The organism is Sphingobacterium psychroaquaticum, from assembly GCF_004421025.1.
Classification (GTDB): domain Bacteria; phylum Bacteroidota; class Bacteroidia; order Sphingobacteriales; family Sphingobacteriaceae; genus Sphingobacterium; species Sphingobacterium psychroaquaticum.
The window spans coordinates 2,447,228-2,461,202 of the sequence record NZ_CP038029.1 but is presented as its reverse complement, the minus strand read 5'-3'; the positions used below and the strand labels follow the sequence as shown (position 1 = coordinate 2,461,202).

8 protein-coding genes are annotated in these 13,975 nt (G+C 35.9%); 2 read left to right on the top strand and 6 right to left on the bottom strand.

What is annotated here, in order from left to right; translation table 11 throughout:
• Window positions 1-29 precede the first annotated feature (29 nt).
• Complete coding sequence (locus E2P86_RS10415) at window positions 30-416, top strand: hypothetical protein (protein WP_134432838.1); 387 nt, start codon at window positions 30-32, stop codon at window positions 414-416.
• Here the strand turns inward: E2P86_RS10415 and E2P86_RS18200 are convergent.
• The 6 genes from E2P86_RS18200 to E2P86_RS10390 form a co-directional block, all read right to left on the bottom strand.
• Window positions 413-586 (bottom strand): hypothetical protein, encoded by a 174-nt coding sequence (locus E2P86_RS18200; protein ID WP_159451807.1) that lies wholly within the window; start codon window positions 584-586, stop codon window positions 413-415. The genes E2P86_RS10415 and E2P86_RS18200 overlap by 4 nt on opposite strands.
• A 553-nt stretch (window positions 587-1,139) precedes the next feature.
• The gene (locus E2P86_RS10410; protein ID WP_134432836.1) at window positions 1,140-1,865 is read right to left on the bottom strand and encodes a hypothetical protein; all 726 of its coding nucleotides are present in this window, start codon (window positions 1,863-1,865) and stop codon (window positions 1,140-1,142) included.
• A gap of 32 nt (window positions 1,866-1,897) precedes the next feature.
• The gene (locus tag E2P86_RS10405; protein WP_134432834.1) at window positions 1,898-2,788 is read right to left on the bottom strand and encodes a hypothetical protein; all 891 of its coding nucleotides are present in this window, start codon (window positions 2,786-2,788) and stop codon (window positions 1,898-1,900) included.
• Window positions 2,789-2,791: 3 nt separating this feature from the next.
• Window positions 2,792-6,187, bottom strand: coding sequence for a hypothetical protein (locus E2P86_RS10400; protein WP_134432832.1), 3,396 nt, complete (start codon window positions 6,185-6,187; stop codon window positions 2,792-2,794).
• A 181-nt stretch (window positions 6,188-6,368) separates the two neighbouring features.
• Window positions 6,369-6,653: an ATP-dependent DNA ligase gene (locus tag E2P86_RS10395; RefSeq protein ID WP_262708597.1), complete on the bottom strand. Its 285-nt coding sequence runs from the start codon at window positions 6,651-6,653 to the stop codon at window positions 6,369-6,371.
• A gap of 393 nt (window positions 6,654-7,046) precedes the next feature.
• The gene (locus E2P86_RS10390) at window positions 7,047-8,186 is read right to left on the bottom strand and encodes an HNH endonuclease (RefSeq protein ID WP_134432828.1); all 1,140 of its coding nucleotides are present in this window, start codon (window positions 8,184-8,186) and stop codon (window positions 7,047-7,049) included.
• Between the two features lie 243 nt (window positions 8,187-8,429).
• Here E2P86_RS10390 and E2P86_RS10385 point away from each other — a divergent pair, with 243 nt between their 5' ends.
• The gene (locus E2P86_RS10385) at window positions 8,430-13,781 is read left to right on the top strand and encodes an NACHT domain-containing protein (RefSeq protein WP_134432826.1); all 5,352 of its coding nucleotides are present in this window, start codon (window positions 8,430-8,432) and stop codon (window positions 13,779-13,781) included.
• Window positions 13,782-13,975: the final 194 nt, after the last annotated feature.

Below are 13,975 nucleotides of genomic sequence, written 5' to 3'. Positions count from 1 at the left end.
CAGGTGATAATAAATTAAACTTTCCGTCTATGAGGTTATATTTCTGTTTACTTGCTGCATTGAGCTTCTTTCTTCTTTCGTTTGATCGTCAAGAAAATCCTTTACACAAAAAGTGGAATCTTATTGCGGAAGAAACGGTTTATGTAAATTTCGACAATACCAAATACGACAATCTTAGTGGTAGGATAGATTCGGTAAAAGGTATTACGATTCAGTTCTTACCTGACGGCTCTTATAAATCAAGCGAGGGAGATGGGAGTTATAACATAGCAAAAGATTCTATATACCTAAGTAATGATAGTAGAAAGTCATCGTTCAAATTCGATATAAAGGATTCAAAACTACTGATGGAGACTTCGGTTAACAAGAGTGAGTATATCGTTAAGTCCGTACTTCATTTATCCCCAGCTACCTAATCCAGCGCGGTTTGCCGGTAGATATCAATAAGCAGTAAAATGATAACGAAAACACCGATGCCAATTAAAGGAGAATACCACATTGATTTTTCTCCCCATCGTTTTAGCAAAATGCCTGCAATAATTGAAGCGATTGCAAATATTAATACGGCTAGTTGATTTTCATTCATAATTAAAGGTACAAATAAAATGAAATAGAACTTCCTGTACACTCTTGATAGATCAAGAAACCCAAATTCATGTCGTAGCCATCAATAAATGGGTTTACAAGGGTAATGGTACTGATCTGGAGTTATTCCTTTTGGATGGAGTAGGTGCTTTTTGAGGTATCGGAAGACGCTAAAAAAGAAAAACCGTTTCTATAATAGCAGAAACGGTTTTTTTACGTACAGAGGCCGGGAAATTCTTTGAACACTTTTTTGATTTCGCACAGGCTATAAATCGCATTTTTTTGAAAAAACCGTGATACAATTTTTACGCTTGAATTTCGAAAATCGAAAAATGTGATTCAGTATAAAGTCCGGGAATCGAACACTGAAATAAAAAAATAGCCATTCAAATTTGAGTGGCTATTTTTGGCTCCGGCTGCAACCATTCTGCATTTTTGTCGAGTTTTCAAAGTTTTAAAAAGATGGAAGAGAAATTTCTATTTATGCTCATTTTGTAATGTTCAGAATTAAAAAATTGAATATGTAAACAAACATTTGAATGTTCAATCTGTGATCACTTAAGTTTAGAATCCACGTATTGTTCTATTCCTGTGTAAAGTTCATCTACTATATTCTCCAGTTGCTTTTCTGAATCTGTTCCACCATAAATATCTAAGGATTTCCATTTGCTCCAAAAACTATTTAAAATGGAAAAAAGCTTTGTATCATTCTTTCTCAAAACTTCTTTATTCTCAAAATAGTGAATCTTTTTATTGATACATCCGTTCATTAAGAACATAGCTTTGAAATAATTTCGAACGTACTTTCGTGTCAGGATTTCATTGCCTTTTAAATACTGATAAGCCTCCTTTAATTCTCGAATTATCTTCTTACTTACTTCAATTGCATTAAAATTCTCGATAAATGACGAATCCTCAAAACCTAAATCTGTAAAAATTGGGAACATCTTTATATGGCTCATGAGATTCCCAGTGTCATCGAATTCGCTCCTGTCGAAAAGTTCCCTGATCCAATAATAATCGAAGGATTTTTGTGATAGAACTTGCGAAGGTCTAATTTGCAAGTAGTCAAGATACAAGTGAAGCATTTCATGTGTAAGAGTAGAATCAAAATTGCTTTTGATATTAATAGTGATCTTGGCATCGGTAATATTTGACCAAGCTCCTGAAACATCCGAAGTGGTTTCTTCAATGATCAAGCGAGGATATTTTTCTAAAACCTTATCCCAATATTCAGTGTTGAATTCGTTTCTATGTTTTGTAATTATTTCTTGTGTCATTATTCCTAAATATTTATAACTTTTTCACTCTACTAGTTAGTAAGATACTTCTCTTTAAATCTCCTTAATAATTCAGTTTTGTCGCAAGGATCATCATAATATAGCTTTTTGGCCTTCTTTACCATTTCTCTCATTTTTGGCCCAAATTCAACTCCCAATTCATGCAAGTCATCTCCAGTGGCCGGCCAAATTTCTTCCTGTTCAATAAATCTTGCAATAATCCTTCTCGCTTCTGTTGCGAATACAAAACCATCCTTTAATATTTTTAATTGAGCATTCCAATTTCCCAATTCTTTACCAACTATTATATGAGGATCAAAATGATTCATTCCATACATTTCTAAAACATATTGTAATTCCATTTCCCACTGAAATTTACTAAAGGACCTTGTTAAATCTCTTGTCCAATCTTCTTGAATAATATCAGGAAATTCAACGTTAGAAAATTCTTTGAGGCACAATGATACCATTTCAAGATATTCAATTGTTCCCTCTAAAATAGCTGTTGCGCATTTTCGATAATCTTCTTCTTTTTCAAGAATTTTTACATCTGCAGTTTGCTCATACCAGTCCTCACAAGCATTTATCTTTTCCCTATCTTTTGGCTTGTCCATTGATGTGTAATGTCCACGAACGGTTCTGAGATCTTGAACCAACCTACATATTTGTTTCGCTTTGTCGGTTATTGGAAAACCAAAATCTTTGATTTTTTTATCAACAAATTTTAAGTTAGGCCCTGGCAATTCAATAAATAAGCTATATAAATAAAGAACATAATCTTTAAAGCAAACCTCGAATGAATTAAAACTAACACCTAGAGATGGAGAAGTGAAAAAGCAAATGTTATTGAATTTGAGTGCTTCGTTGTTTATCTCTTCGATTAAGAATACCAATTTTTTATGCTGTTCACGTATCCGATCCATATTCTATTTTTTAACCGGTACGGCAATTGGTCCAAGAAAATTAAAAGCAATATTAAAAGCCGATATTCTGTCGCCTTTTTGAAAACTATTTTGACCAAAATCATAAAGGGAAAATGGAATGGAAATTCCTAATTCGGAAACATAAATGTTGCCACGTTTATCATATTTCGATCTTGAAACGTTTTCTTTTACCTCACCGCTAAAAACTCTTACCCCTCCGGAAGGAGTAGATAACATATAGAATTTTGCAACTCTCTTTCGTCCATAAGCGAATGATTCAGCTTGTAGAGCTTCAAATGTTTGCATCGCAGGCTTTATAAAATCGAGATGGAACTGAGAGAGTGCCAGTAAATAATAGACGGTTGCAGTTTGATACCGTTCCTCGCAACTAAGAAGCAAACTTGTAATTTGCATACAAAAGTCCCATTCTTTGTTCTCAAATGCTATTGCCTGGTTTTGGCCCTCGAAGAAGGTCGTTCTTGACGTACTTATCCACCAAGTTTTCAAGAGAAGGAAAAGGCATCTTCCATCATGTTTAATCTCATCAAAATATCTAAAAAGATATTTAAACGCCTCTTTGTTTTTCATTAGAAATTTATCTTTGGACATTTCACTTTCTTTCTCGAATCCAAGTTTATTTCTAGCGCGTAAATAAATGCCATGTGTAAATCCCTTAGCTCTCATAGATTCAAAAATCTCATCAGCTAAGGGAGTATTGCCTAAAATTTCATAGAACTTTATTTTTCTTGCCTGAAAATCTTCTTGATGTTCTTCACTTATTCCCTCTGCTTCAACCATTTCAAAAAGACTTAACAAATCTGTTTCGGCCTCCACTTTTTCTTCAGGAGTAAATACGCCCCCGGACAATAGTCTTTCTGTCGTCCAAGCTGCAATGTCCACAGCCAAATAATTTCCAGGATTTGTACTAAAAGAATAATTGTTAAGATGTCTAACTTGCCAATAATACTCCTTCGCTATATCAGGTTCATTTATATAATATTGAGCGAGAAAACCGGAGATTGTTGATAACTCAACTCGTAAGTAGGATGCAATCATTCTTCCAGAATTATTCCCTAAATCATTTAATGCCTGACGCACCATAGATTCCGCTCGTTCAAGCAATTCAATGCTTGTCTCCTCTATGTTAGGATAATCTTTAATTCTCTTCACTATAGCACGCAAAAACATTGCTTCTTTCAGGACGAGTCGTGGATGATAAGCATATCGATCCTCTCTTAGCATTCGCAAAATTTCCGTAATTTGATAATACGATTGGAAGTATGCATTCGTAGAATTAGGACCAATTTCGTTTAGGAGTTGTACGGCAAATTCGATTTGTCTATCAGCTGCACCAAATTCTTTACCTGCTTCTGTTCTAACTCTTTCAAGCAATCCAGAAATATAATCAATTTCAGAGCGTTTTCCACCGGCATATCTGGCTAAAATTTTGGCTTCTAAAGTGGTTCTCGGCCCCAATTCGATATTTCCATCTTCATCATCATACCATTTTATTAGATTTACGGTATTCATGGCTTTAAAGATGTGTGTGGCGAAGCTATCAAACCCAATTGCGTCTAATAAAAGTTCGAAGGGGACATTCAAACCATATTGCCCAGGAACCATTATTGAGAAAGTCAAGAAATCAGCAACAGTAATTGTCTCTGAAGCTAAAAATAGAGGCTTACTTAAGATGTCATCATCACCACTTTCAGAGGGAACTATTCCTGCCTTTGTAAATAAGTCATACAGGTCTGTCTTTGTTTTTACTGTATCTGATTTTTGGTTGCTTAATAAATTAACAAAAAAGTTGTATTCATCATGAAGGCCAGACCTAATACTTGCAAGATTTGTCGGAAGATACCTATATAAAAGAGCTAATAGATTTGGCTCATCAGCATCCTTTATAACACTAGCTAGCAATGGATTGACCGATTTTACGAAGTTTATGAAACGATTCCTTTCTGCCGGAACAAGGTCTATCGGAGCCTCGATGTAATTAGTCGGTCTTACTTTATCCTGATCTATTTCAGTAATATAACAGCTACATACTAAAATAATATTTCTACCTCGGGAATTTAAAAAACGAAGGAGTTTGTAATATGGCTCTGCATCTAACATACCGTCCCATATTATTATAGTGCCCTTAGCTTTATTATCTTCAGCCCACCGGCAAAATAAATCAATACTCATTTCATCTCCCCGTTGATAACGTTTAGGGATAAAAAGGACTGGATACTTATACTCAGTTCGTAATTCATAGGTTAGAAGTCCAAGGGAAGTCGTTTTCCCACTACTTGTTTGGCCAAATAATATGATTGGCTTCTCAGACTCTTCACGATTTAAATATGCATTAACTACTGTAGATTTTAAGGTTTGATAATAGTCCCGTTCAAAAGCAAATCCTTGTTTATAACCTTCCCAGTCTGGAAGAACATTTGATGATGATAAAAATCTTCTAAAAGCAGTGTAACGTTCTTCGTCAGTCTTTTCTTCATTTGACCAAAAAATACTGTCATCAGGGATAAAGGCCCCTCTTGAAACTTTACTAATAAGTTCATCTGGCAATTTTACACGGTCCTGGGGAAGTGTTAACCATTTTCCATAATAATCATCAGTGCCTTTTGTTTCAAATTTCAATTTCCCACTTGCAGTCCATTCAATAAATAAAGAAGCAAAGGAATCTTCAGTTACCACGGCCTTTCCAGATGTAACCAAATCCGAAACTCTTTCATCAGCTAATAATTCTTTAGAAGCACTGCAGATTAAAATTTGTTGTGCTTCCAAGGTGGAGGTATAGGTATAGAGATCGTCAATTGTTAGTTGGTCGTTCAATCCATATCCTTCAATTACTAAAAGACCTCTTGGAGTTATTAAAGTTGTAAGCCTGCTCAACAATGCGTTCGTAACATTTCTCCTTTTTGCAAAATCTAGCTGTTTCAGAGGTGGCAAGTCGCTATTTTCAGAAGCCCTGATATAGCCCATTAGATAAGTAATATGTAAGTGATTCCTATTTCTTGGATCATTTACTAAATATCGGTCATTAACAATCGGCTGAACAGACCGATTTCCAGATTCAAATGGCCGCTCTAAGATCGTGTCAATAGCTGAAGTATAAACAGCTGCCCATGGAAAAATTGAAATTTCTTCAAGCCAAGTTGGTGTCGAAATACTCTTACAAAGGCCCTCAAGCCATTGAAAAATTTCTGGACTATAAATCGAAAGATTAAGATTTGCGAGTAATTTATAGGAAATATTATCTATTTGCTCATTGGAAGAATACTTTGCAATTATCTTTTGTAAAATATGGTCCTTCCCAGATTCTAAGGCAAGATAATTTTGTCCTAGCATCAATATGGCAGGGCCTTCTTGTAACCTTTTTATAACGGATTCGAAACTCATAATGAAAATTTAATAAACTCATACTATCATCATGCAATTAGCAAATGCAAAAAATGATACTTTACAAACATACAATTATATTGCGTTATCCTTAAACATCCTTAAGAGAATTCATTCTTTCAACCAGTTTACAGTTATAATACCGGGACGAAAACAGGATTAATCATCATAAATCTGAAGACTATATAAGTGACTTCAAGTCTTGACCGTCCAGCCATAAAAGATCGAAAACACAATACTTTATTGGGGAATCAAACCCATTGTAAAGCTGCACTGCATCAAAGTTTGGCTTGTCGTCTTCATTGAATACGACAACTTCTCCATCAATGATGGCATCATGTCCCAAGCTTTGCAACGCTTTTTCAATGGGTGGATATTTCGCTGTATAATTCAGACCGCTCCTGGAATTCATGCGAACCTTTCCATTTCCGACAAATGATATGATACGGTAGCCATCCCATTTTATTTCTACAAATATTCCTTATTATCCAAAGATTCTTTCGTCAACGTGCACAGCACCGGCTTACATGTTGCGGCATTTTAGTTTTCTTCTTCATAATCGTCATTTACGATTCCATCCCGAAGCATTCAAAAATTAAGATTTCATTCTAGGCAGCATGCTATTATTACCCCGATCGAGACGCCTCAAGCGGATAGGACTATAGCAATCACAATGATCACAACCTAAGTAACGGAAGTCTGCTGGAGCTCCGATGCCATAAAGAGCTCTATCCCAAAGGTTTCCGCTAACCTGTAAAAAATAATAATAGGAGGGAGTATTCATTGCAGATTAGTAAAGCGCCAGACCGCGCAAAAAAATGTGTTCTTTTATCTGTCATGATACTGGAATAGCAAGTAATTAATTATTATCTATCATATCCCCAAAAGTCTGTACTCTTTCTCCATGCCATAAATAAGCAATTTCTGTGGCTACTTTGTCTATAAATTCATGCATCATAATTTCAGAAATGACCTTTTCATTTTTGTATTTCGTAGCAAAAATCTCGTTTGAAGCATTTTCAATTATCCTGTTTTGCTCTTTCTGCAATTGTCTTTGATGAGCAATTTTCAATAGCCTATTCATTTTTTCCTGCACGATGGGAAAATCATCAAAAGAAGTATTCAAGTTTATTAGAAAATCTCGTTTTAGCTTCAGTTGTACAACTCTTGTTACTTCCTTATTATTTAGGAGGTCGTATGCATAAGTATGTGAGATATTTGGCCCATTATAGTCGAGTGAAAGCGTTACAAGATAAGAGTGTGAACTGAAAAATTCTATGTAACAATACAAAGTTTTACTATGCTTATTACCAACCAAGTGAATAAGATGTATTACTTCGTTAGACTCTTTTTTGTATATAGACTTATTAGGGTGAAAATGTTTTACAATATCCATTTCATTTTTACCTAAAAGAAATGGAATTAGTTCCACAATATTCTCGGGATTACCCTTCCTATAAATGTAGTAATTGATAGCTGTTTTCGCAATTGAACGAAACGCTTCTACTCCACCAAATACTTGTTGATAAGTGATTGGTTGTTTTAAGCTGGATTTTTTATTTTTCGCTGAATCCATAGCTTTGTCAATATCAAATAAAGGATGGTTCTTTTTTATACTTGACAAAAGTTGTTGCATTTCTTTCTCATCTCTTGCAACTATTTTATACTCAACTCCTCCTTCAATTTTTCTTGATTCTAATTTGGGATTTGCTAAACGTGGAGTATTGCCATTTAATAGATTCACTTCAGTTCCATCTTTTAATTTGCCTCCCTTGATTATTGGAATTTCTTTCCTTTCTCTTGAAATATCGAGTATTGCACTAATTAAGGCAAATTGTTTGGCCAAAACGCCATCACAGCTACTTCCCATATCACTATTGCATTTTATGCAGAGCAAATCACTGGACTTTAACCTACCACCTAACGCATTTAAGATAATGTGTTCTTTACTTTTATTTGATTCTGTTAATTCGGTTTTACAATTATAGCAGTTCGGCATGGCTAATTTAACATTAAGGATTTCAAATATTTCTATTGTTGTTTCATTTAATTAAATATAACAATTTGCATTAGTGGAAAAAATATAGTTATTTGGATATAATTAAATACGATTGATTTATCGGTATACGGTTAATGCTCCCGCCGACTTAACAATGAGATAATTACCCTTAGTTCTTCTTCCTTACATAATAGGTTCATTAACAGGGTAATTCTCCGTAATTTTACCGAATAGCACATTATTATGGACATTATAAGAGAAGCATCAGATAAGATTAAAGGAATTACTCTTCAAAAACTCAGGGCTCTTAAACTGGCATTCGATACTATAGAGAACAACCCTAACGCTCAACTTCATATTGCAATTGAATATGCAGGTGACGTTTACATTTACAGTGACAATCGTAAACATATTGAAGAAAATAAGAATTATGATTCTCGAAACTTTTCTTTTGTCAGCCCACAGATACTTAATACTATAGTTTACTTTCTTGACTATTGGATGAAAGATACGATTGGGCAAAGCAAGAATGTCCTTTTCAGTTTTTATAGTACCAATTCTATTGCTAAAGAAAAACAAACTTCCAAGCTCGATAATTTAGAAATTGTTTTGCCTGAAGGTCCAATTTTAACTCTTTTGGATACCCAAGGTGAGGTTAATGAGCAATTAATGGGTATCTGTCGAACTCTGGTGTTGGAGGAGTACGAAAAACAATATAAAGGTAAGAACAATCATTATAATGAATTAGCTGCTTGGAGTCCTACGCAATGGTATAATTTTTTTAAACAGATTGTTTGGAAGTTTGGCATGCCAGACCACATTTTGGTCAAATCGGAACTTACCCAAGCCATACGAAATTACAGCCAGCGGCATCAGATTCCTATTGACGGCAAAGAGGAATTCGTCCGTGCATGGCTACGTGAGCGGTTGGAAGATGATCAATACGAATGTGATACAACTCAGCGCTTTCTAAATAATACTGAGATTCAAAATATATTCTATAAAATTAAAAATGATCAAATTCCCACGAATTTATACTCATTTATTGACGAAGATTATTCAGAACTCAAAAGTAAAACCATCGAATTTACTGAAGCTTTCCTTATCTCAAAATACAATGCCCTAACACCTGGCAACTCGTCCCCATTTTACTTGAAGCGAGTTATTAAAAAACACTCAAATGAGATCCGCATCAACCCAAAAAATCTATCTGAATCGAACCTACACGAAATGGTTCCCCAAGATGTGATTACAGGCGAGATCGGATCGCTAATAAATTCATCAAAACCGAATTTTCTTTTCGGGGAAATAGGTAGTGGGAAAAGTTCGTTAATCAGCCAATTTGTAATTGATCAGACCCTTCTGCTTGAGCGCACTGTTATCTTTATACCAGTTAGTTACTTAAAAGGCAGAATCACATTAGATTTTGAACCATTCTTAGCTGTTGTTGAAAATTTTGTCAATCATAATGTTATGCTTGGACAAAAAAAATTTGATCTTCAAATGCTTTTACGAAGCCAGCAACAGGCAACTCTTGTCATTGATGGATTGGATGAATTGGGACTTAATGATACAAAGTGCCTCATTGCGCATTTAAAAACAATAGTCAGTAATAACGAGAATATCACAGTTGTTGCCACTGGACGTCCTTTGGAGCTTCAGCACATAGTCAATTTCAATGATTGGAACTGCCTTACCACAGTTGATTTGACTGAAAACGAGATTTACCAACTCCTCAAAAATGAAGCTTTAAACAATGGCTTATCCAATGACGAAGAGGCTGAAGCTGACACTCAGCGTAGATTACATTTCCTAAACGCTCGAAAACAGCTTTTTAGCATAGCTAAAACGCCATTGATCATCTGTTTGATTCGCGACTATTTGACAGAATCGTTAGAGGAGGAAAGCCTTGGCACCCTAATGTACAAGATTCTCACAAAACGACTAGATTGGGACAGTACCGATGCAAAATCAAGTTACCAAAAATTCTTTGACGCCTTTCCAAGTACCTACCAACGAGAGAAACTGATTGGGGTTATTGCTGCAGCAATTGCTAGTACGGATAAACAATTTATCCATGAAGCGCAATTATTCGAACTGATAAATGAAAATATTGGACAAATTCCTGGCCGAAATGCCGTAGTTGATGAAGCGATACAATTTTATAAAAATATTTTCCTTCAGGAATCCGATAAAGCCTTTTCGTTTACCTCTCAGCCACTTTTTGAGGTTTCGTACGGCATTGCATTATCCAATCTAATGCGGCAACCAGACTTCCAACTTGAGATTGTCACTAATAATTGGCGCGCAGTATCTTTTGCTACATCGATCTGCCGTCAGAAAGGTTATTCTGAAACGATTGTTTCATTTCTAAGGGCAGCTTTGGCTGAACTTTTGAACTTTGAAGCCAACACTTCTTATGCAGCATCTATTGTTTCAGAATCTAAAGACGAAAAGATAGCACAATACTATTTTGAGCTAGTGAGTCTACTAAAGTTTAGACCGTTAACAGTGTGGCGTGCTGAAGGAACTTTCAATACCGCCGATTCCTATTCATCTTATGTCCTAGCTGATACCATAAGCCTAGCTGGGGAAATAGGGTTCAATTGGTTTTTTGAAGAGTACTTGAATCCAGCACACCCAACCCATCATAGTGATGAAGATCTTATCGCACATATTCTGAAGAACTATTTTACCATCCGTTCATTCCAATTAACAAATTGGGAAAGAAATGCACTCTCTGGTATTGTTCCTTACCATATAGCTGCGAAAACCGGCTGGTGTGGAGAAATTTTTTCCCAATTAGCCTTGGTTATACCAGAGGCGTTCACCCCAGATCAACGATATCGTCTTGTCGCTGACAGCGTCAATGACCGTCTTCTATACACTGTCAGCAGAAGCGTCATCGACAACTGCATTCAGGCAGGGGAATTGAAATTGATCTTGGATGCACTCGAAATTGAATCAGCCAGGGACCATTTCTCAAAGGCAACAGCTGTGCGATTATGGTTAGAACTGAGCGAGGGCCCGATGAACCAAACAATACTCCAATCAGCACTAAGCCTGGCAGCTAGAGGAGATAATCAAGTCTTTAATAGCCTAGTAAAAAGTATTGGTGATGAAGGACTAAAACCATACCTAACATTTATTGCCTTAAACATGCACAAAGGCGCAAAAGATGCTGCCATACTTTTATATGAAAAGTATCAAGTTAGAAACCTTTACATTATTTTACGCCCCCTTCTCACACAAACTGACTGGACGGATTATGAAACCCCAGTGATTAGAAAGATACTAGATCAAGTCTTGAATATTGATCAAGAGCGGTCTCTCGAGTATCTTTTTAAGTTTACTCCATTTAAAAAAGACGAAGAGCATATACCTGAACTTTATCTTTTTTACTCGTTAAAGCTTTTATTAGGCTCTCAAAAAATCCACATTCATCATTTTCTACATGTAGTTCGCTATATGCAGGAATATATACCTATCGTTCGATATCCTGAGATACGGGAAGCCTTTCGTAATTTGTTAGAAAGCTACCCACCTTATCGCGAAAGTCTACAGATTGCAACAGAAAATTTGGATTTCAGCCTCCGATTCAATGCCAGCACTATTTTACTGGCCTGTTTCCCCGAGCATAGTTTCAAAGAACTTGAAAATTCAGTACGAGCCGCTGATAAAAGGATTTCAGAGTCTCAAGAATGGATTCGATTTTGCATGAAATTAAACTATGATCAAAAAACTCTCGTTCGCTTGGCGAGCTTACTTCCAGAATTACCGGAAGGTGCTAGATATTATGCGCTATTTATTCTTTATCATCAAAAATATAACTTACAAACATCCCAACGAGAAGAATTGGTTCGAGGGTTATTAGGTCGGGGGGATCATTTTGACCATGATTCCAGCTATATTGGGAGTGATGGCTTAAATTCATTGGCTCAGGATTCAACACTGCTTCCATTAATAATCCAGGCGTTTAAAAGTGGAGGTCCCCATCAAAGCAAAAAAGCTAGCCATCAACTCTATTATTTTCAACTTAGCAATCTCACGCTACAGGAACAGGCCGAAGTTTACTTGCAGGAGTGCCAGGATAGTTCTTGGGCTTTGTTTCACTTTCTACGTTTTGATCAAGCTCCATTCACCAACCCAGACTTTATTTTGGCATTATCAGTAGGAGCCGAATCCATAAAAACAGATACCGGCAATTATCCAATTTTATACGAATGTTATAAACTCATTCAATCGCCAAGTGAAGATATTGCCCTAAACATTTTAAAAAAATTAGTTTTTGATGACAACAACATAGGTATCCATGAATTGGATCTTGCCTACCGTTGGTTCAAAACAATTTGCAAAAGGTATCCTTCAATTTCAGCACCAATAGGTATCGCAGCATGGCAACTGACAGGATTTCCAGCTATCAATGAAAGAAAAGACTACAATCCTGTTCTTTATCAGTTGGCCATAATAGCTAGTGAGTTTAGTACAGTGCCGAAATCAGAACTGGTAAATTTATTACAGACCTATGGTTGCCAAGACGATTTAATCTGTTCATTACTCTATCGCAATGGCGACTCAACGCTCAATTTTATAGGCGATAGATCAAATCCGTACTATTTGAATTTTTTCGCAGAAAACAAAACAAAGCTTATACAGTTGATAGATCATACTGGTGTTGACAAGCTATTGGTAGACAGCAGTGATATTCCTTCTGCCTTCCTTGATGGAATTCTTTCCAGCCTACTCTATCAAACCGAAATTAAAGATTCTTTTGCGGAAGCACAGTCCAAAACAGCATTACTATTCAAGTCAATTATAGCCTTCTGTCGAAGTGAAACTATAGACTTTGAAACATTGGTTACTGCTGGAGATAGAATTGGTTGGCCTTTCTATCGTCAGCCAGCAAACGCCAATCTAAGATCCACTGTTTATCTAATTAAAGAGATGATGCTGGAGAGAAAAGGCTCTAAAGAGATTTATGTAAAAACGCTGATCGACCGGATCAAGGACAATCAGCATCAACGTCATAACGAAATAGATGAATATTTTAAAGAACTTTTCAACCTGAATATTACATTTCCAGTTGAATTATTGGCTATCTTATTCGATGTAATTGAAAATAGCTACTATTTATTGAAAGGAGAGCTACTTTATCGGATTCTGGATTATGTGGCTGAAAAGGTGGAGGAAAAAGACTTCACATACTTAAGTAAGCTAACTGCAGATCACATAAAGGGACTATTAGGCCGCTTTGAAAAAGATATTCATTTTGAAGATCGGACCCTTATGCTGTGGATGCTTGCTCTAATCTGTTTTTATGTCGATCAGAAATCCGAGCCTTATTCTCGTACCGCTTATCTTCAAGGCCTAGAAGCAATTTTTATTTTCGAAGACGGTTCCCAATATATGAACCAGAACAACCGAAGCTTTAAATTCAAAGGAAGAGAACTGTTAAACCACAGTGTGACAATTTATGAAAAGATTGACCCTAAAGTGCTGTATGAAGTTATGGAATTTGGTGCCGCCAATGGAACTCCTGAGATCAAATCTATTTGTAAAGTCCTACGAGTTTTCGCAGCATCAAATAAGGATTGATTGAGTAAAATATCTCTGACTGATTTTTTATTGGCAGTCTGGTGCAAGAATCTCGTGGAAAGTTCTTGATCACTGGTTATGTGCTTTTGCACGTCAATACCGAAGATATTTATGGCTGCGTATACAGCTGTAACGAAATCTACCAGATAGCCGATCAATTCAACAAGCTCTACGTTGCTGACTTTGATATACTT

Coding starts and splice junctions, on each gene's coding strand:
- E2P86_RS10415 (WP_134432838.1), top strand. CDS start 30: ATGAGGTTATATTTCTGTTTACTTGCTGCATTGAGCTTCTTTCTTCTT.
- E2P86_RS18200 (WP_159451807.1), bottom strand. CDS start 586: ATGAATGAAAATCAACTAGCCGTATTAATATTTGCAATCGCTTCAATT.
- E2P86_RS10410 (WP_134432836.1), bottom strand. CDS start 1,865: ATGACACAAGAAATAATTACAAAACATAGAAACGAATTCAACACTGAA.
- E2P86_RS10405 (WP_134432834.1), bottom strand. CDS start 2,788: ATGGATCGGATACGTGAACAGCATAAAAAATTGGTATTCTTAATCGAA.
- E2P86_RS10400 (WP_134432832.1), bottom strand. CDS start 6,187: ATGAGTTTCGAATCCGTTATAAAAAGGTTACAAGAAGGCCCTGCCATA.
- E2P86_RS10390 (WP_134432828.1), bottom strand. CDS start 8,186: ATGCCGAACTGCTATAATTGTAAAACCGAATTAACAGAATCAAATAAA.
- E2P86_RS10385 (WP_134432826.1), top strand. CDS start 8,430: ATGGACATTATAAGAGAAGCATCAGATAAGATTAAAGGAATTACTCTT.